Here is an 18,125-nt window from a genome sequence, read left to right on the forward strand (position 1 = left end):
GCCTGTCAGCCAGCCGCCGATTGTGCCTCGCCGGGCGTGACCGCGTCGACCGGCAGCGCGAAGGCCTCGACCCGGTTGAGCGGCTTCTTGTTGAGCAGCAGCCGGGTCACGTCAGGGCGAGAATAGTGTCCCGCCGGGTCGGCGGCGTTCTTGGCGATGCCGATCATGCCGAGATCGATCTCGGCGATCAGCAACCCCTCCTGCTCCGGCGGCAGCTTCTCCGCAAGCGAAGAGCCGTCTGGACCGAAGATCGCGGCGTGGCCGCCGCCGACATGCAGCAGCGCGTGCTTGTCGGGTCGGTCACACAGTTCGTCGATCATCGCCTGCGAGACGGTGGCGCACGGCGCCAGCACGAAGCACGAGCCCTCGACGGCATAGACGCGCGAGGCGGCGTTGTTGACCTCGGCGCCGAGCGCCGGCGCGAACGGATCGTACAGCGAGAAGCTCGGCCAGGCCGCGACATGCACCTGCTCGTTCTGGGCATACATCGCGTATTTCGACAGCGGCTGCAGATGCTCCCAGCAGCACAGCGCGCCGATCCGGCCGATGTCGGGGCGATCATGGACAGCGAGATCGCTGCCATCGCCCTCGCCATAGACGGTACGCTCGGCATGGGTCGGCCGCAGCTTGCGGCGCTGGGCGATGGTCTCGCCGTCCGGGCCGATCAGCCATTGCGCGATGTAGAGGCTGCCGCCGTCGCGCTCGGACAGTCCCAGCACGGCCGTGAGCCTGGCCTTGCGCACGGCGGCGCGCAGCGCCTCGGCCTGCGGGCTGTCATAGGCCAGCGAATTGTCGAAATAGCGCTGCACGAAGCCACGGCCGATGCACCAGGCCGGCGAGTCCATCCAGATGTGCCAGGGATAGCCGGGGATGAAGACCTCCGGAAACGCGATCAGCTTGGCACCTTTGTCGGCCGCCTCCTCGATCAGGCCGATGGTCTTCTTGATCGAGGCGTCCAGGTCGAGCCAGGCCGGCGCCGCCTGCACCACCGCCACCTTGTATTTCGGATGTGCCAGTCCCATCCCGCGTCTCCCCTCTTCCGGATCGGCGGCGCCGCGCGCCGCATTCGCTGGGAAGTATTGACCTCGGCGATCATTCGCGCTCGTCTTGGAGGGAACGAAAACTCGACTGCGGCCGCCAGGGAGAGACCAGCCGGCCCAGAACTTGCTGCATTTCCGACGATCCACGCGACACAGAGGCGGAGGGAGACCGAGCGATGCCGGTCCTGTTCACCACGGAAGGAAGCCCGGGCCACCGCCGGCTGGCGCTGTGGCAGGACATCGTCTGCGACGTCTACGTCGGCCTCGACTGCACGTCCGATCTCGGCAGCGCATTTCGCGGCGCGGTGACGCACGCGACCTTGGGCCGCGCCGTCTGCTCCGAGGTGGCCTCAGACCGGCAGCGCGTGCACCGGACATCGCAGCGCATCGCGCGGGCCGATGCCGACTACGTGCTGGTCGCGCTCGGCCGCGAGGGGAACGGCGGTGTCACCCAGGACGGCCGTGACACGGTGATCCGGCCCGGCGAATTCGCGATCTACGACACGACCCGGCCCTATGAGCTGCAGTTCGACGCCGCCTTTCGGCAGACCGTGTTCAAGCTGCCGCGCGAGATGCTGCAACGCAGGATCGGCGCGACCGAGGCGGTCACGGCGATCACCTTCGGCAGCGACAGTCCGCTGCAGCCCCTCGCCTATGACTTCATCATCAAGCTCTGCGAGCGCGCCGATCACATCGGCGCCGAGCATGCCGCGCATCTCGCGGATCAGGCGGCCGACCTCCTGGCCATGACCCTGGCCGAGCGGCTGCGCACGCAGCCTTTGCCTTCCTCCAGCCATCGCGCGGCGCTGCTGTATCGCATCAAGGCGCATGTCCGGACGCGGCTCTCGGATCCGGATCTGTCGCTGCAGGCGATCGCTCGCGAGCTCGGTCTGTCGGGGCGCTACGTCAACGATCTGTTCTCGGACGAGGAGACGTCGTTCCAGCGCTTCGTGCTGGCCGAGCGGCTCAAGCAGTGCCGGCGCGATCTCGGCTCGCCGATGCTGGCGCATCGTCAGATCAGCGAAATCGCCTTGTCCTGGGGCTTCAACGATCTCTCGCATTTCGGCCGCGTGTTCCGCGAGCAGTTCGGCCTGTCGCCGCGCGAGTGGCGGCGCAGCGCCGTAAAGCGCTGAGCTGGCCGCAACGCGCCCGCCTCGCGCGCCTCGTGGCGCTGTTCGCGCCCTCGGCTTGTGCGCGGTGGCGACCGGCCGTCAGCGCGGCGGATCGGCGCGCAAGGCATCAACCAGCCAGTCACGAAAGGCACGCATGCCGGACGTCGGTTCTTTCGACTTCAACCAGGTCAGCCAATAAGAACCGGCGGCGACCCCAGCCGCAAACGGCCGGACCAGCCGACCCGTCTCGAGCTCGCAGTTGAACATGGCGATCGGAACCAGGCCAACGCCGACGCCGCGCGCGGCCGCTTCGGCCATCGCGACGGAGCTGTCGAAGATCGGCCCCTGGATCATCGGGCATGGAGCGCCCGCGACTGCAAACCATAATGGCCATTCCTCGGCGCGATACGACCGCAGGAGATTTTCGCCCGCGAGGTCCGACGGCGCGCGCAGACGACTCGCGACATCGGGATGACAGACGGGCGACAGCGGGGCAGACATCAGATGGATGGCCTCAGTGCCGTGCCAGGAGCCGTCGCCGAAGCGAAGCGCGATGTCGAGCCCGTCTCCGGCGATATCGATGCGGTTGTTGTTGGTGAGGAGGCGCAGGTCGATATGGGGGTGCGTATCTCGAAAACCGTCGAGGCGTTGCAACAGCCATCCCGTTGCAAAGGTGCCGACACAGCCAACGGTCACGACCTCGCGGGTTCCCTTCGCTTCGATGCGATCGATCGCGCCGCTGATGCGACTGAATGCATCGTTGAGGACGGGAAACAGAGCCAGGGCTTCGTCGGTCAACGTGAGGCCGCGCGGCAGGCGCCGGAACAGGTGAGCGCCCAACATCTGCTCGAGCTGTTTCACCTGGTGACTGATCGCGGTCTGCGTGACCCTGAGCTCCAAGCCTGCCTTGGTGAAGCTCAGATGCCGGGCGGATGCTTCGAAGGCCCGCAAGGCGTTCAAAGGGAGATGGCTGCGGATGGGCATGATGACCAAGTTCTGCTCATGGCTCGACGAATAAATGATCGTTTGTCAGTCGTCACCTCGTTCGGCAGGTTCGCGCAGTCACTGGAGAATGAACATGCTGACGAGACGGCATCTGGGTCTTGGAATCCTCGGGATGGCGGCTGCGGCGAGCGGGCTGCCATCACCTGCGGCGAAGGCGGCGGCCGACCGAAGGGCGCATCTGGAAGGGGAACTCGCCCGCATCGAGCGCGAGAGCCTCGGACGGCTCGGCATCGCCGTCCTCGACTCCGAAAGCGGGTTCGAGGCGGGCCTGCGCTCGGCCGAGCGCTTTCCGATGTGCAGCACGTTCAAGTGTCTGGCTTCCGCGGCTGTCCTGAAGCGCGTCGACGCCGACGAACTGCATCTCGACACGCGCGTCCCGTTCGAGGCGAAGGATCTCGTAACATATTCGCCGGTGACCAAGGAGCACGTCGGCCGCGGCATGACACTCGCCGAGCTCTGCGAAGCTGCGCTCACCCAGAGCGACAACACCGCGGGAAATCTCCTGTTGCGGCAGATCGGCGGTCCTGCGGGTCTGACGCGTTTTGCCCGATCGATCGGCGACGAGATCAGCCGCCTGGATCGCTGGGAAGTTGAGCTCAACGAGGCGCTGGCCGACGACCCTCGCGACACGACCAGTCCGGCCGCCATGCTACAGAACCTGCGCCGCGTGCTCCTTGGCGAGGTCTTGTCGACGAATATGCGCCAGCGATTGACGGACTGGATGATCGCCAACAAGACCGGCGACACTCGGCTTCGCGCCGGTGTGCCGCGTGACTGGCGCGTCGCCGACAAGACGGGCGCTGGGGACCGCGGCACGACCAACGACATCGGCATTCTCCGGCCCCCGGGCCGCAAACCGGTTCTGGTCACGGCCTATCTGACTGGTTCACAGGCGTCTCCCGAGGATCGCAACGCAACGATCGCGAAAGTCGCGCGGGCGGTTGCAGACGTCGTGATGGGACAGGCTGGGTAGTTCGAGCATCCGGCTTCCGATCCCCTCCGGAAGCCGGACATCAGACCCAAGATGTTCGCCATGGCGGCGCAACGATTGGGCAGGCTAAGCTGCGGCCGGCCCACGTCATCGGAATGTGCGGCCGCTGCCGGGATCGATCCGATGCGCCGCTTTGCCATGAAGGCCCTGTTCTCCCTGCTGACCTTGCAGCGGGACGACGAGACACAGCTGCGCTGGGACCGGATCGTCCTGATCGGCTCGACCCTGGTGACGATCGGGCTGATCGCCCTATATGCCTATAGCAAGGCCGAGGGCCGCTGGTAGCCGGGCGCAAGACACGCGAGAACGAGTTCATGAGACGACGAATGGGGTCCGCCTGCCTGCTGCTGGCGTTCGCGTCGACCGCCAGCCATGCGCTGGACAGCGAGCAGAAGCGTGGAAAAGCGCTCTTGCAAAGCCTTTGCAGCCGATGCCATGCGGTAGGTCTCACAGGCGCCAGCCGGCACCCCGACGCGCCCCCGTTCAGGACCTTCGGTGACAGCAAGCTCTACGACGAGGATTTTGCCCAGCGGCTGCAGACCGGCCTGTCGACCATTCACAAGGACATGCCGAGCTTCCAGTTCGAGCGGCCCGAGGCGGAAGCCGCGGTCAATTATCTCAGGACCATTCAGGCCCGCCCCAAACGGCGGTGACGCGGCGGCGCGGTCCGCCGGCGTGGAACGGGGCTTGTGCGGCGCGGTTGCCCGTTCCCGTCCATTGCCCGCGGCCCGGCTGCGGCCGGAGCCCGCATGAAGACGCCGACGACCACGGGTCTGCACGCCGACGGACTGCCGCTGCCGCAGCGCACCTGGGCGATCGTGACGATCGCCCTCGGCATCGTGCTGGCCGTGATCGACGGCGCGATCGCCAATGTGGCGCTGCCGACGATCGCCCGCGACCTCAATGCGAGCCCTGCTTTTTCGATCTGGATCGTCAACGGCTATCAGCTCGCGGTCACGATCTCGCTGCTGCCGCTGGCCTCGCTCGGCGAGATCATCGGCTATCGGCGGGTCTATCTCGCCGGCCTCGTGCTGTTCACGGCTGCCTCCGCCTTCTGTGCGCTGGCCGACAGCCTGCTGCTGCTGACGCTCGCGCGCATCCTGCAGGGCTTTGGCGCCGCCGGCATCCTCAGCGTCAACTCGGCGCTGGTGCGTTTCACCTATCCGCACGCTCTGCTCGGCCGCGGCATCGGCATCAATGCGATGGTGGTCGCGGTCTCCGCCGCGCTCGGTCCGACCATCGCCGCCGGCATCCTCGCCGTCGGCAACTGGCCGTGGCTGTTCGCGATCAACGTGCCGCTCGGCATCGTCACCTTTGTCTTCGGCTTCCGCTTCCTGCCGCATACGCCGCGCGCGCCGCACATGTTCGATTGGCAGAGCGCGGGGCTGAGCGCGGTCGCCTTCGGCTTCCTGATCGCCGCCGTGGACAGCCTCGGCCATGGCGAGGCGCTGGTGACCTGCGCGATCGAGTTCGTCGTCGCCATCACGGCCGGAGTGTGGCTGGTCTGGCGCCAGACCCACATGGCCTCGCCGCTGCTGCCGCTCGACCTGCTACGCATTCCAGTGTTCGCGCTGTCGATCGCGACCTCGATCTCGTCGTTCTGCGGACAGATGCTCGCCTTCGTCGCGATCCCCTTCTATCTCGAAAGCCATTTCGGCTATTCGCCGGTGCAGATGGGCCTGCTGATCACGCCGTGGCCGATCGCGGTCGGCCTGACGGCACCGATTGCGGGGCGGCTGGTCGAGCGCGTGCCAGCCGGGCTGCTCGGCGGCATCGGTCTCGTGATCTTCGCGTGCGGGCTCGGTGCGCTCGGCCTGCTGCCGCGCGAGCCGTCGGCATGGGATATCGTCTGGCGCATGGCGCTGGCCGGCTGCGGCTTCGGCCTGTTCCAGACGCCGAACAACCGCACCATGATCGCCGCTGCGCCACGCGAGCGCGCCGGCGGCGCCAGCGGCATGCTCGGCACGGCGCGCCTGCTCGGCCAGACCACGGGTGCGGCGCTGGTCGCGATGTTTCTCGCGATCGATTCGACCGACGGCACGCGGCTGTCGCTCTTGACCGGCGTCGGTTTCGCGCTGGTCGGCGCGTTCCTGAGCATGCTCAGGCTGTCGCCGGCCGGCGCCCGCGGCGCCGAGCGCGTCCGCGTCCAGGACGGCCAGCGGCTGAAGGGCGAGTAGTGACAGCGATGACGGACTGGACGATGCTGCCCCTGCTCGCCCTCGCCGCCTTCGGCTCGGGCATCGTCAATGCGCTGGCCGGCGGCGGCGCGTTCCTGACCTTCCCGACCTTGCTCGCCGCCGGCATTCCCGCGATTGACGCCAACGCCTCCAGCACCGTCGCGCTCTGCCCCGGGCAGTTCGTCAGCGCTTGGGCCTCCCGTGAGATCTTGAACGACGCAAAGGCGCCCTGGCGCCACGACCTCGTGCGACTGTCGATCATCAGCCTGATCGGCGGCACGCTCGGCGCCGTGCTGCTCCTGGTTACACCGTCGGCCGCCTTCAGCCGGCTGGTGCCCTGGCTGTTGCTGTTCGCCACGAGCGTGTTCGCATTCGGCATGCGCTTCACGCCGAAGGATGGCGCGCGCTGGTTCGGGCCGCTGACCATCCAGGCGGTGCAATTCGTGATCGCGATCTATGGCGGCTATTTCGGCGGCGGCATCGGCATCCTGATGCTGGCGGCCCCGGTGTTCTACGGCATGCGCGACATCCGCGCCATGAACGGCATGAAGGTGCTGCTCGCTGCGCTCATGAATATGACGGCCTCCGCCATCTTTGCGTTCTCGGGCCGCGTGCATTGGCTGGAGACGCTGACGATGATGGGGGCTGCCATGGTCGGCGGCTTCGTCGGCGCGCGGCTTGGCCAGATCATCCCGCCGGCCCATGTGCGCCGCTTCATCATCGCCGTCGGCTGCGGCCTGACGGTGTATTTCTTCGTCAAGCCGGCCTGAGCCGCACGTCGCATCAAAGAACCTCGCGTCAAGGAAAAAGGCCGGCGCGATGGCCGGCCTTTCGTAGTCATCTCGTAGCGTCAGGCTTACGCCTTGACCAGCGGTCCCTTCGGCGCCGGCCCCTTCGAGCCACCGCCGGACTTCGGCTTGCGCTTGCGCGCGGCCGGAACTTCGGACTTCGGCGTGACGGGGCCCTCGACGAACTCGAAGCCGATCTTCTCCTCGACGCCGGATTCGTCCTTGACGAGGACGACACGGACGTGCCCGCCGCCCTTCAGCTTGCCGAACAGCACCTCGTCGGCCAGCGGCTTCTTGATGTGCTCCTGGATCACGCGGCCCATCGGCCGTGCGCCCATCTGCTCGTCATAGCCGTGCTGGATCAACCAGCTCTTGGCCGGCTCCGACAGCTCGATCGTGACGTCGCGGTCGGCGAGCTGGGCCTCGAGCTGCAGCACGAACTTCTCGACCACCATGCCGATCACCTCGACGTTGAGGTGCGCGAACGAGACGATGGAGTCGAGCCGGTTGCGGAATTCCGGCGCGAACTGCCGGTTGATCGCCTCGTGGTCGTCGCCTTCCCGCTTCGAGCGATGGAAGCCGAACGCCTGCTTGGCCATGTCGGCCGCGCCTGCATTCGTGGTCATGATCAGGATCACGTTGCGGAAGTTGACCTGCTTGCCATTGTGGTCGGTGAGCCGGCCGTGATCCATGATCTGCAGCAGCACATTGTAGAGATCCGGATGCGCCTTCTCGATCTCGTCCAGCAGCACCACGCAATGCGGATGCTGGTCGACGCCGTCGGTCAAGAGGCCGCCCTGGTCGAAGCCGACATAGCCGGGAGGCGCGCCGATCAGGCGCGACACCGTGTGCCGCTCCATGTACTCCGACATGTCGAAGCGCAGCAGCTCGACGCCCAGGGTCGAGGCGAGCTGCTTGGCGACCTCGGTCTTGCCGACGCCGGTCGGACCCGAGAACAGATAGCAGCCGATCGGCTTCTCCGGCTCGCGCAGGCCGGCACGGGCCAGCTTGATCGAGGCCGACAGCGAATCGATCGCCTTGTCCTGGCCGAACACCACGCGCTTCAGGGTCTGCTCGAGATGCTTGAGCACCTCGGCGTCGTCCTTCGACACGCTCTTCGGCGGGATCCGCGCCATCGTGGCGATCGTGGTCTCGATCTCCTTGATGCCGATCGTCTTCTTGCGTTTGTTCTCGGCCAGCAGCATCTGCGCCGCGCCGGATTCGTCGATCACGTCGATCGCCTTGTCCGGCAGCTTGCGGTCATGGATGTAGCGCGACGACAGCTGCACCGCGGCCTCGATGGCCTCGTTGGTGTATTTCAGGCGGTGGTAATCCTCGAAATACGGCTTCAGGCCCTTCAGGATCGCGATCGCATCCTCGACCGACGGCTCGTTGACGTCGATCTTCTGGAACCGGCGCACCAGCGCGCGGTCCTTCTCGAAGTGCTGGCGGTACTCCTTGTAGGTCGTCGAACCCATGCAGCGGATCGAGCCCGAGGCCAGCGCCGGCTTGAGCAGGTTGGACGCATCCATGGCGCCGCCCGACGTCGCGCCCGCACCGATCACGGTGTGGATCTCGTCGATGAACAGGATCGCGTTCGGATGCGCCTCGAGCTCCTTGAGGACCTGCTTCAGGCGCTCCTCGAAGTCGCCGCGATAGCGCGTGCCCGCGAGCAAGGTGCCCATGTCGAGCGAGAACACGGTCGCCGCCGCCAGCACCTCGGGCACTTCGCTGTCGACGATGCGCTTGGCCAGGCCTTCGGCGATCGCGGTCTTGCCGACGCCGGCTTCGCCGACGAACAACGGGTTGTTCTTCTGGCGCCGGCACAGCACCTGGATGGCGCGGTTGATCTCGGAGTTGCGGCCGATGACCGGATCGATCTTGCCGTCACGCGCCTTCTTGTTGAGATTGACGCAATAGGTTTCCAGCGCCTCGCCCTTTTTCTTGGAGTCCTCGTTGCCCTTGGCCTCGGTCTCCTCGTCGACGCCGCGAACCGGGCGCGCTTCGGAGACACCAGGACGCTTGGCGATGCCGTGGCTGATGTAGTTCACGGCATCGTAGCGCGTCATGTCCTGCTCCTGCAGGAAATACGCGGCGTGGCTCTCACGCTCGGCGAAGATCGCGATCAGCACGTTGGCGCCGGTCACCTCTTCGCGGCCCGACGACTGAACGTGGATCACGGCGCGCTGGATCACGCGCTGGAAACCTGCGGTCGGCTTGGCGTCGTCGCTGCCGTCCGTGACCAGATTTTCGAACTCGGTTTCGAGGTAGTTCACGAGACTGCCGCGCAGCTTGTCGAGGTCGACGCTGCATGCGCGCATCACGGCCGCTGCATCGGAGTCATCGATCAAGGACAGAAGGAGGTGTTCCAGTGTCGCGTATTGATGATGACGCTCGTTGGCGATCGCCAGCGCACGATGCAGGGATTGTTCAAGGCTTTGAGAAAAAGTCGGCATGCGCGTCCTCTGTGGCCCCTTGCCATCATGATCGCCGCCGCCCGGTCAGGCAACAACAACCTTCGTCAAATATAGTTATAACCGAGTGCGACAAAAGACCGGCCGAGCCGCTCGATTACGGGTTCACCGGATCGTCAATGCAAAACCCGTTCCGATTGCGGCAAATCGGGCTTGCGACAACCGAACGGCGCAGGCGGTCCAGCGCGGAGAGATAAGGACCGGAGCGGCCGTAATTCTTCGGGCGAAACGTGAAACTGCCCGGATTGCGCCGACCTCGTCTGCAGCAATTTGCATCTGCGGCGACTTGCGATTCCGATTCGCCACCGCCACTTCTCCGGCGCGCCTGAGCAGCCGGAGCCCCCGGCCTCTGGCGCGCTATTGCACGCGTCGGCGGCTCTCTTCGCGGAGGGAGCCGGCTATTTCTTCTCCATCACACACTGCAACGGATGCTGGTGCTTGCGGGCGAAGTCCATCACCTGCGTCACCTTGGTCTCGGCGATCTCGTAGGTGAAGACGCCGCACTCCCCGATGCCGTGGTGGTGCACGTGGAGCATGATCTTGGTCGCGGCCTCGACGTCCTTGTTGAAGAACTTCTCCAGGACGTGAACGACGAACTCCATCGGCGTGTAATCGTCGTTCAGGATCAGGACGCGGTAGAGGTTGGGGCGCTTGGTCTTCGGCTTGACCTTGGTGATCACGGACGTTGCCGGGCCACCGGTGCCACCAGACTTGTTGTCGTTATTGCTCATCCTGGGCGCGGATCGGTTCAATCTGGAAGTTGGCTGCGACATCTTGCACGCGTTAGATATGGCTGCGAGGCCCCCAATAAAGAGTTTCCCTTGGAGGGTCGCTCAACTTGGAGGGTTGCTCAATAAGGGTTGCCCCGACCTGTCCCCTGCCGGGCCGCTTTCCGCCACCCGGTCCTGCTTTCCAGATCGCCTGTCCCAGCCGACCGGTCCGGTCGGACCGACGCCAGGAATATGGGTCAGCAACCGGTTTGCCGCAAGCGCAGGCCCAGGACGGACCGACGCTCCGGCAGGACCGATTCCCTGCCCCGGCGATGAGGTGCAAGGTTAATCAAACCGGCCGCATTTTACAAAGCCCATTCAGCGGGCATTGACAGGGAACCAGCTCGGTTGCGGGCGCGGCGCCACGCTGCGGGCATTGGCCCGGTGTTTCGCGGTTTCGATTTACCCGTCCTTGACGAAGCCGAACCGAAAACACCTGCAGAAAACCATAATTGGTGAGCGACATGACCGATGTCTCCTTCATTCGATTCTGCCGCCGCGCCGCCCGACGGTTCGCCTGCGACCGCGGTGGCAACATCTCCGTGCTGTTCGCCATCTCGCTCGTCCCTATCCTGGCCTTCGTCGGCGCAGGCGTCGACTACAGCCGGCTGAACGCCGCGCGGTCGTCGATGCAGGCCGCGCTCGACTCCACCTCGCTGATGCTGTCGCGCGACCTGGCGCAGGGCACCATCAGCGCAGCCGACGTCGGAACCAAGGCAAGCGCCTATTTCAAGGCGCTCTACACCAGCACGGACGCACAGAACGTCACCGTGACGGCCAGCTATACCTCCTCGACCAGCTCATCGGCCTCCAACATCCAATTGTCGGCCTCCGGTCAGATCGTCACCCAGTTCATGAAGATCGCCGGCTTTCCGACCATGGACTTCGGCGTCAAAACGACATCGACCTGGGGCGACGTGAAGATGCGGGTGGCGCTCGCGCTCGACAATACCGGCTCGATGGCGTCCAGCGGCAAGATGTCCGCGCTGCAGAACGCCGTGGCCGGCAGCGGCGGGCTGATCGACCAGCTCAGCGCCCTCGCCAAGACCCCGGGCGACGTCTACATCTCGGTCGTTCCATTCGCCAAGGTCGTGAACGTCGGCGCCAGCAACTACGCCAAGGACTGGATCGACTGGACCGACTGGCAGAATCCGCCCACGATCCAGCCCGCCAATGGCTCCTATCAGGCCGCAATCCCGAACGGCAGTTTCACGCAATCCCAATGGGATATGGTGGGACCGGGATCTTCCTGTCCATTCAAGTCCGGCAACGGCTTCCCCTACTTCTCCTGCACCAGCGGCCCGGCGACCGGCAGCTCCAGCGCCTCCAAGATCCCGTCGAGCGGGACCTACAACGGGTACATCTGCCCGGGCTACGACTCCGCCTCGCACAGCTACTACAACGGCTGCTGGGACAGCGTGCAGACCAGCACGCGGGTGAACTGGTGCACCGGCAGCTACTGCAGCTGCCCGACCAGCGGCAGCAATCTTCCGAACAACACGTGCAGTTGCACGGGAAGCGGATCCAGCACGGTGTGCAAGGTCAACACCTTCACGCACACCTGGATCGCCAACACCAAGAGCACCTGGACCGGCTGCGTCGCCGACCGCACCCAGCCGAATGACGCGAATGCCGTGTCGCCCGCGACCTCCGACGTGACGACGCTGTTCCCGGCCAACCAGCACATGGAGAACAGCACCCAGTACTGCAGCAGCACGGCCTCGACCAAGCTCGCGGAGATCGTGCCGCTCAGCTACAATTGGAGCTCGCTGAAGAGCGCCGTCAACGCCATGCAGCCCACCGGCGGCACCAATCAGGCGATCGGACTTGCCTGGGCCGTGCAGTCGCTGATTCCGAACGGCGTGCTGGCCGCGCCGGCGGAGGACGTCAACACCACCTACAATCGCGTCATCATCCTGCTGTCGGACGGCCTGAACACCGAGGACCGCTGGCCCGAATACGGCAACGGCTCGTCGCAAGCCTCGGGCAACCCGATCGACGCGCGCCAGGCCCTGCTCTGCTCGAACCTGAAGAACACCAAGGATTCGAAGGGCAACGCGATGTACACGATCTACACGATCCAGGTGAACACGAGCTCGCCCGCCGATCCGACCTCGGCCGTGCTGCAGAACTGCGCCAGCAGTCCCGACAAGTTCTACATGCTGACGAGTTCGAGCCAGATCGTGACCACGTTCAACTCGATCGGCACCGCATTGTCGAAGCTGCGGGTTGCCAAATAACAGAAGCGCCGGGCACCGACAGCGCTCCGCCTTCAGCCAACAAAAAAGCCCGGCGCAAGCCGGGCTTTGTGCTCCCTACAGGGCGCGAACGGTCAGTGCGCGGCCGGCGGGGTGAACTTGGCGGCGATGCCTTCCAGCGGCTTGAACGCCTGCTTGGCGAGATCCGAATACAGCCCGGCGATCTTCTGCGAATCGGCGACGAAGGTCTCGTAGGCCGACTTGGCGAACTCGGTCTGCACCTCGAGCACCTTGTCGAGCGACTTCACGCCCTGGAGCTTCTCGACGAACGACTTGGTGTCCTCGAACGACTTCTTGGTGTAGTCGCCATACGCGGTGGCGATGGCTTGGAGCCCGTTCTGCACAGTGGTCGCGGAGTTCACGACGGTCTCGAACTGCTCTTTGCCGTAGTTCTGAAAGTCTTCAACCTTAAACATGTGGCATTCCTTTCCCTGATTTTGAGCGCCCTCAGGGAAGCCCCGGCTCCCTGACGCATCCATGATATAGTGCAGCGCACAAAAAAATCAAGAATCTTGTGCAATGCACCATCGCGGGCATTGCGGTCTCGATGCACCGTCAGGCGCCCCAACCCGGGCCAGCTCGGCGGAAATACCGACCATCGGCGCAAGGTTTCTTTAATCCTTTGGCAACTCGACCGTCCTAACCTCTCCGGTGGTCCCGGCCAGCGTCGGCCGAACCGTAAAGCTGTTCTAAAACAGCGTCTTAACAAAACCTCAGTTCGAGCCCTTCGATGCTTGGCAGCGTCATGGCGCGATCGGGAGGTCCGACAGGCACGGTTACGGGGGCGTTCGGCACAATTTCGCCTTACGAGCCGGTGATCACGTCAGAAATTGGACGGGGATTTCATGCTTCGCAAACAAATGGCTTCCTCGCGCCTGTTGCGAGTTGGCGTCTACGGACTGATCACCCTCGCGACGGCAGCAGTGGTCACGGTCGACAGCGCGGAGGCGCGTCGGCGCCATCGGCAGCATCACGCGCGGCACTCGCCCCATAATGACGAGGGCAGCTACAGCCCGGCGTTCGCGTCGATCGTCGTCGATGGCAATTCCGGCGCGACGCTGACGGCGACCAATCCCGACGCCTCGCGGCACCCCGCCTCGCTCACCAAGATCATGACGCTCTATTTGCTTTTCGAGCGACTCGATTCCGGCAAGATGAAGCTCGATACCGAGATGCCGGTGTCCGAGCACGCCTCCGAGCAGTCGCCGACCAAGCTCGGCCTGCGCCCCGGTCAGACGATCCGCGTCGAGGACGCGATCAAGGGCCTGGTGACGCGGTCGGCCAACGACGCCGCCGTGGTCATCGCGGAGGCGATCGGCGGCGACGAGGACGAGTTCGCCAAGATGATGACGCGCAAGGCGCGCTCGCTCGGCATGAGCCGCACCACCTATGTGAACGCCTCCGGCCTCCCCGCCGACGCGCAGATCACGACGGCGCGCGACCAGTCGATCCTGGGCCGCGCGATCCAGGACCGCTTCCCGCGCTACTATCGCTATTTCTCGACGGTGGTATTCAATTATCGCGGCCAGTCGATCCGCAACCACAATCATCTTCTCGGCAATGTCGAGGGCATCGACGGCATCAAGACCGGCTATACCCGCGCCTCCGGCTTCAACATCGTGACCTCGCTGCGCCGCGGCAACCGCCACCTGGTCGGCGTCGTGCTCGGCGGCCGCAGCGGCGGCTCGCGCGACGCCATCATGCGCAACCTGCTTGCCGAAAACCTCGACAAGGGCGCGACCCGGCGCACCGTGGCGGCGATCGGCGAGCGCGGCGGCTCCGACGGCGGCGATCCGAACCAGGGCACGGTGCAGCTCGCCTCCGCGGCGCCGGAGACGCCGGCCCCGAGCCGCGCCTCCAAGATCATCTCGACCCTCTCGGAAGCCACCGCGGCCCTGCCGCCGGCGGCACCGCGAGAGGCCAAGGTCGAGCCGGCGCCGATGACCTCCGGTGTGATCCAGAGCCAGCCGATGTCGATCGTTCCCGGCTCGACCGAGCCGATGAAGCCGGTCAAGGTCAGGACGGTCCAGGTCAAGGCCGGCGCGGTCAAGCTCGCGACCGCCGCGCCGCAGCCGGCCGCCCCTGCTCCCGCGCCCTTCGCTCAGCGCGTCGAGGCCATCGAGCCGGCGCCGCCGATCACCCGCGCCGAGGCCCCCCGTCCCGACATGCCGCCGCAGCCGCCGGGCCATGGCACCGGCAACGGCATTCTCGGCGTGCTGCCTGCCTCCAGCCTGCCGGCAGGCTCGTCGCAGGCCATGGCCTATGCGGCGCCTCCGGCCCAGCCGGCACCGACGCAGATCGCCTCCGCGAGCGCCGCGGCGGAGCTTCCGAGCAAGCCTTCCGTGACGCGGAGCGGCTGGATCATCCAGGTCGGTGCGCTGGACAACGAGGCCGAGGCCCAGAAGCGGATCGAGGCGGCCCGCAGCTCGGCGCAAGGCCTCCTCAGCAAGGCCGATCCCTTCACCGAGACGGTCGCGAAGGGTGACAAGACCCTGATCCGCGCCCGCTTCGCAGGACTCGATCGTGATCAGGCCGAGGCCGTCTGCAAGAAGCTGAAGCGCGCCGACATCTCCTGCATGACCGTGCACAACTAACGCCGGCACCGATCCTGTTCCGATGAGGCCCGCGCGACACAGCGCGGGCCTTTTCGTTTGAGGACCATGCGATCGATGACGGGACGCACGGCTGCAAACCACTCGTCAAGGATTTGCCGCTAGAACTTTTTCACCATGACGAACGATCGTGCCTGGCAAGGGCGAGAGCCGCAGGCGTCGACAAAGTTGCGTTGAAAGCGGGTTCGGTGTTGTGGCGTTGGTGGCGTTGCCGGAGTTAGCCGTGATGCGTACGAAGCAGAGTATCCTTGGCCTCGTTCACCCGGGCGGCGAGGTACGTCGACCCCCCTTGGTCGGGATGCAGTTTCTTCATGAGCGCACGGTGGGCCCGACCGATCTCGTCTCGCCCCGCGCCCGGCTGCAGGCCAAGGATCTGATAGGCCTCCTCTTCCGTCATTTTGGAGCTCGACGCCGCGCGTCCCTGCCGCCCTGCCGCATCGCGCTCCGCGTGCTGACGCCAAGCGGGAAACCGGCGGTCCAGATAAGTTTCAAGTAGAGCGACGCTGTCGGCATCGAGGCTCGGCGTCATCGCGGCGAGCTGCGGCAGATCGAACTCGTCCAGCGACCGGCCGGCATGGACACCGGCGACGAAACGGCCCTGCATCTGCCCGCTGTCGTGATCGAGCACCATCTCGATGAATTGCGAGCGCACCCGCGAGTTCTGACCGGACGAGCGCTGCCCACCCAGCCCGAACATGCTGCCGACATTGCCGAGCCCACCCGGTGACCAGCCGAGCAATCCCGCCCCGAACAGCCCGATCGGGATCGCCACCACCAGCTCGCCGCGGAGGCCGGTGAAGGCTGCCACCGCAAGGCAGCCGATGCCGCCGGCAAACTTGAGCGCGCGCGCCAGCGCCGCCGGATTCGCGTTCCGGAACATCTGCAGCAACAGATAAAGGGTGATGACGGCGACGGCGCCAGCGATCAGTGTCATGATCCGAATATAGGGCGTGTCGGGACAAAAAGCATGATCGGCTGCGTACGCGACCGGCAGGCTCGAGCCGGTGCGCCGGGCTTGATATTGGCGGCGGCCGAGATCGATCTCTACTTCATCTGCCCGATCAGGCGTGCCGCGCCCGCTTCGGAGCCGGCGAGCCGGAGCAGCGCCGCGCGACCACCGGCAGCATAGGCCGCGGCGGCGCGCAGAAGATCGCGCAACTGCGCGGATGCGCCGGGATCGAAGCGGCACCATGCTCCCCCCGACAGCCGCGCCATCTCGCGAAAAGCCTGCTCGGCCGCGGGCTCATTGCCCTCCTGGAACATGAACAGCGGGACCTTCAACAGCCCGAGCTCGCCGGCCTTTGCGCAGAGCACGTCGACATTCTCCTCCATCGCGTCGCCAACGAACACGACGGCGCGGATTCCAGACGCTGTCGCATGGCGTCGCGCCTCGGCAAGAACCTTGCCGATCTGGGTCTGGCCGCCGCGGCAATCGATCTTGCCCATCAGCCGGGCGAGCTCAGCGCTGTCGGAGATCCAGCCAGTGGCGCGGCATTCATCGAAGCCCCGATAGTACACCAACCGGATATCCAGGCTGCCGAGTGCGGCGGCCTCGCGAAACATGTCGGCCTGCAGGGCACAGGCCATGTCCCAGGTCGGCTGGCGGCTCAGGGTCGCATCAAGCGCAAAGACGAGACGACCTCTGGTTCCCTGAGCTGCAGGAGCCATGGCCTTGGCCTGCGCGACGAACGCCGCAACGGCGTCTGCCGTGGAGCGCGCATCGTCCGGCAACCGTTGCTGGCGCGAGCCATCGTCGGCCGAGGTCATCGGCGCAGAACCTGGCTTCGTACGACGATCGACCATACGCGCACCTTGCTCGGACGCGCATCATGTGGGCAGCCGGACGAACAGCGTCAATGACGGCAGCGGCCCATCTGCCGCATACGCCGTTCATTCCGCCGGTCGTGGTGGGCGGCAAGGGTCAGGCGAGGCTGGCGTGCATCCCGGCTTGCGCGCTCAATGCGTCAGCGGCTTGGCCGGCGTCGCGGTCTTGCCGACCGGCGCATAAGGCGCGACGGGCCCCGGATCGAGCAATGGTGTCTTGGTCTTGACCGGCCCGATGTCGCTGCTGCTGTCGCTGTCGGCGAGGAACTTGTCCAGCATGGCCTGGATCGACGACTTGGCGTCGTCGGGTCCGGTGTCGCGCATGTCGTTGTGCTGGAAGTCCGTGTTGACGACCGTGATGCCTTCCTTCTCGCAGATGTCGTCGCTCGGGATCACGCCGGGATCGGTCTTGAATTGCGGGTCCTTCGAACGGAACGACAGGATCTTGAACTTGCCGTCGGTGACGAACGGGACGCGGAGGTTGTCGAGCGTGACGACCTTCCGGACGTCTTCGGGATACTGCTTGGCGAAATACATCGAGATGTCGCCGCCCATCGAATGACCAACCATCGTCAGATGATCATAGTCGGCGTTCGGCTGCACTTCGCGCATCTGCTCGACGGCGAACCGGATGTTGGCGACGCCGCGCTGGATCTGCGGCAGGCGGCCGACATAGGGCTCGCCGACCTTCGTCACCATCGGCGCATCGGTCGGCAGGTCGTGCTGGATGCTGACCGCCACGTAGCCGCGCGCAGCAAATACGTTGGCCAGGAACGAGTACTCGGTGAACTTGACGGTGTTGCCGTGATTGAGGATCGCGACCGGCAGCTTGACCATGCCGGCTTCGGCCTGCATCTCCTTGTCGCGGCGGACGGCCACGGCGACTTCGACCAGACGGTTGTCGCGCGAGGCGTCATAGAACCTGATGGTCTCGTGCCGGATCGCCCACTTGCTCGCGGTGAAGTAGCCGACGGCCGCCAGCACGCTGACAGACACAAGAACGGTTATTCCACGCTTCATGTTCGTCCCTCGGGAGCACAATCAAAGGTAGTTTTGAACCTGTAAGACTCTCGC

Annotated in this window: 16 protein-coding genes; 8 read left to right on the forward strand and 8 right to left on the reverse strand. The window is 65.6% G+C overall.

The genetic code is table 11. The features are described from left to right. Nucleotides 1–5 precede the first annotated feature (5 nt). Nucleotides 6–1,022 carry a carbon-nitrogen hydrolase family protein gene (locus tag QW881_RS30165; protein WP_316159212.1) on the reverse strand — a complete coding sequence of 339 codons (1,017 nt, stop codon included), beginning with the start codon at nucleotides 1,020–1,022 and terminating at the stop codon, nucleotides 6–8. A gap of 194 nt (nucleotides 1,023–1,216) precedes the next feature. Between QW881_RS30165 and QW881_RS30170 the strand changes: the two genes are divergently transcribed. Continuing rightward, nucleotides 1,217–2,173, forward strand: a complete 957-nt coding sequence (locus tag QW881_RS30170) for a helix-turn-helix domain-containing protein (protein ID WP_315754499.1) — start codon at nucleotides 1,217–1,219, stop codon at nucleotides 2,171–2,173. A 78-nt stretch (nucleotides 2,174–2,251) separates the two neighbouring features. Here QW881_RS30170 and QW881_RS30175 read toward each other — a convergent pair whose 3' ends face one another. Then, nucleotides 2,252–3,136, reverse strand: a complete 885-nt coding sequence (locus QW881_RS30175) for a LysR family transcriptional regulator (RefSeq protein WP_316159217.1) — start codon at nucleotides 3,134–3,136, stop codon at nucleotides 2,252–2,254. Nucleotides 3,137–3,269: 133 nt separating this feature from the next. Between QW881_RS30175 and bla the strand changes: the two genes are divergently transcribed. The 5 genes from bla (at nucleotide 3,270) to QW881_RS30200 (ending at nucleotide 7,095) form a co-directional block, all read left to right on the forward strand. Next, nucleotides 3,270–4,130, forward strand: a complete 861-nt coding sequence (bla, locus tag QW881_RS30180; RefSeq protein ID WP_410052086.1) for a class A beta-lactamase — start codon at nucleotides 3,270–3,272, stop codon at nucleotides 4,128–4,130. Between the two features lie 141 nt (nucleotides 4,131–4,271). After that, nucleotides 4,272–4,433 carry a hypothetical protein gene (locus tag QW881_RS30185; RefSeq protein WP_315718376.1) on the forward strand — a complete coding sequence of 54 codons (162 nt, stop codon included), beginning with the start codon at nucleotides 4,272–4,274 and terminating at the stop codon, nucleotides 4,431–4,433. A gap of 41 nt (nucleotides 4,434–4,474) precedes the next feature. Then, nucleotides 4,475–4,801, forward strand: coding sequence for a cytochrome c (locus tag QW881_RS30190; protein WP_315740328.1), 327 nt, complete (start codon nucleotides 4,475–4,477; stop codon nucleotides 4,799–4,801). Between the two features lie 96 nt (nucleotides 4,802–4,897). Continuing rightward, on the forward strand, nucleotides 4,898–6,325 hold the full coding sequence (locus QW881_RS30195; RefSeq protein ID WP_315754494.1) for an MFS transporter: 1,428 nt from the start codon (nucleotides 4,898–4,900) through the stop codon (nucleotides 6,323–6,325). 8 nt (nucleotides 6,326–6,333) lie between these two features. Beyond that, complete coding sequence (locus QW881_RS30200; RefSeq protein WP_316159214.1) at nucleotides 6,334–7,095, forward strand: sulfite exporter TauE/SafE family protein; 762 nt, start codon at nucleotides 6,334–6,336, stop codon at nucleotides 7,093–7,095. A gap of 86 nt (nucleotides 7,096–7,181) precedes the next feature. Here the strand turns inward: QW881_RS30200 and clpA are convergent, their stop codons facing one another. After that, nucleotides 7,182–9,569: an ATP-dependent Clp protease ATP-binding subunit ClpA gene (clpA, locus tag QW881_RS30205; protein ID WP_315754490.1), complete on the reverse strand. Its 2,388-nt coding sequence runs from the start codon at nucleotides 9,567–9,569 to the stop codon at nucleotides 7,182–7,184. Between the two features lie 416 nt (nucleotides 9,570–9,985). Further along, complete coding sequence (clpS, locus tag QW881_RS30210) at nucleotides 9,986–10,318, reverse strand: ATP-dependent Clp protease adapter ClpS (RefSeq protein ID WP_006611275.1); 333 nt, start codon at nucleotides 10,316–10,318, stop codon at nucleotides 9,986–9,988. Between the two features lie 503 nt (nucleotides 10,319–10,821). Here clpS and QW881_RS30215 point away from each other — a divergent pair. After that, nucleotides 10,822–12,597: a pilus assembly protein gene (locus QW881_RS30215; RefSeq protein ID WP_315754488.1), complete on the forward strand. Its 1,776-nt coding sequence runs from the start codon at nucleotides 10,822–10,824 to the stop codon at nucleotides 12,595–12,597. Nucleotides 12,598–12,689: 92 nt separating this feature from the next. On the opposite strand, the gene QW881_RS30220 is transcribed toward QW881_RS30215, so the two are convergent. Next, nucleotides 12,690–13,031: a phasin family protein gene (locus tag QW881_RS30220; RefSeq protein ID WP_315718372.1), complete on the reverse strand. Its 342-nt coding sequence runs from the start codon at nucleotides 13,029–13,031 to the stop codon at nucleotides 12,690–12,692. Nucleotides 13,032–13,460: 429 nt separating this feature from the next. Here QW881_RS30220 and QW881_RS30225 point away from each other — a divergent pair, with 429 nt between their 5' ends. Continuing rightward, complete coding sequence (locus QW881_RS30225; protein ID WP_315754486.1) at nucleotides 13,461–15,209, forward strand: D-alanyl-D-alanine carboxypeptidase; 1,749 nt, start codon at nucleotides 13,461–13,463, stop codon at nucleotides 15,207–15,209. Between the two features lie 235 nt (nucleotides 15,210–15,444). On the opposite strand, the gene QW881_RS30230 is transcribed toward QW881_RS30225, so the two are convergent. From QW881_RS30230 to QW881_RS30240, 3 genes are all read right to left on the reverse strand, one after another. Beyond that, on the reverse strand, nucleotides 15,445–16,161 hold the full coding sequence (locus QW881_RS30230) for a DnaJ domain-containing protein (protein WP_315754567.1): 717 nt from the start codon (nucleotides 16,159–16,161) through the stop codon (nucleotides 15,445–15,447). Nucleotides 16,162–16,271: 110 nt separating this feature from the next. After that, nucleotides 16,272–17,030 carry a VWA domain-containing protein gene (locus QW881_RS30235; protein WP_409998060.1) on the reverse strand — a complete coding sequence of 253 codons (759 nt, stop codon included), beginning with the start codon at nucleotides 17,028–17,030 and terminating at the stop codon, nucleotides 16,272–16,274. A gap of 153 nt (nucleotides 17,031–17,183) precedes the next feature. Then, complete coding sequence (locus QW881_RS30240) at nucleotides 17,184–18,071, reverse strand: alpha/beta fold hydrolase (protein ID WP_315754484.1); 888 nt, start codon at nucleotides 18,069–18,071, stop codon at nucleotides 17,184–17,186. Nucleotides 18,072–18,125 lie beyond the last annotated feature (54 nt).

This window comes from Bradyrhizobium sp. SZCCHNS3016 (genome assembly GCF_032484535.1).
GTDB lineage: Bacteria > Pseudomonadota > Alphaproteobacteria > Rhizobiales > Xanthobacteraceae > Bradyrhizobium.

What these genes read in the sequence shown, in the direction of transcription:
- QW881_RS30165 (WP_316159212.1), bottom strand. Translation starts at nt 1,022, where the DNA reads ATGGGACTGGCACATCCGAAATACAAGGTGGCGGTGGTGCAGGCGGCG.
- QW881_RS30170 (WP_315754499.1), top strand. Translation starts at nt 1,217, where the DNA reads ATGCCGGTCCTGTTCACCACGGAAGGAAGCCCGGGCCACCGCCGGCTG.
- QW881_RS30175 (WP_316159217.1), bottom strand. Translation starts at nt 3,136, where the DNA reads ATGCCCATCCGCAGCCATCTCCCTTTGAACGCCTTGCGGGCCTTCGAA.
- bla (WP_410052086.1), top strand. Translation starts at nt 3,270, where the DNA reads ATGGCGGCTGCGGCGAGCGGGCTGCCATCACCTGCGGCGAAGGCGGCG.
- QW881_RS30185 (WP_315718376.1), top strand. Translation starts at nt 4,272, where the DNA reads ATGCGCCGCTTTGCCATGAAGGCCCTGTTCTCCCTGCTGACCTTGCAG.
- QW881_RS30190 (WP_315740328.1), top strand. Translation starts at nt 4,475, where the DNA reads ATGGGGTCCGCCTGCCTGCTGCTGGCGTTCGCGTCGACCGCCAGCCAT.
- QW881_RS30195 (WP_315754494.1), top strand. Translation starts at nt 4,898, where the DNA reads ATGAAGACGCCGACGACCACGGGTCTGCACGCCGACGGACTGCCGCTG.
- QW881_RS30200 (WP_316159214.1), top strand. Translation starts at nt 6,334, where the DNA reads ATGACGGACTGGACGATGCTGCCCCTGCTCGCCCTCGCCGCCTTCGGC.
- clpA (WP_315754490.1), bottom strand. Translation starts at nt 9,569, where the DNA reads ATGCCGACTTTTTCTCAAAGCCTTGAACAATCCCTGCATCGTGCGCTG.
- clpS (WP_006611275.1), bottom strand. Translation starts at nt 10,318, where the DNA reads ATGAGCAATAACGACAACAAGTCTGGTGGCACCGGTGGCCCGGCAACG.
- QW881_RS30215 (WP_315754488.1), top strand. Translation starts at nt 10,822, where the DNA reads ATGACCGATGTCTCCTTCATTCGATTCTGCCGCCGCGCCGCCCGACGG.
- QW881_RS30220 (WP_315718372.1), bottom strand. Translation starts at nt 13,031, where the DNA reads ATGTTTAAGGTTGAAGACTTTCAGAACTACGGCAAAGAGCAGTTCGAG.
- QW881_RS30225 (WP_315754486.1), top strand. Translation starts at nt 13,461, where the DNA reads ATGCTTCGCAAACAAATGGCTTCCTCGCGCCTGTTGCGAGTTGGCGTC.
- QW881_RS30230 (WP_315754567.1), bottom strand. Translation starts at nt 16,161, where the DNA reads ATGACACTGATCGCTGGCGCCGTCGCCGTCATCACCCTTTATCTGTTG.
- QW881_RS30235 (WP_409998060.1), bottom strand. Translation starts at nt 17,030, where the DNA reads ATGGTCGATCGTCGTACGAAGCCAGGTTCTGCGCCGATGACCTCGGCC.
- QW881_RS30240 (WP_315754484.1), bottom strand. Translation starts at nt 18,071, where the DNA reads ATGAAGCGTGGAATAACCGTTCTTGTGTCTGTCAGCGTGCTGGCGGCC.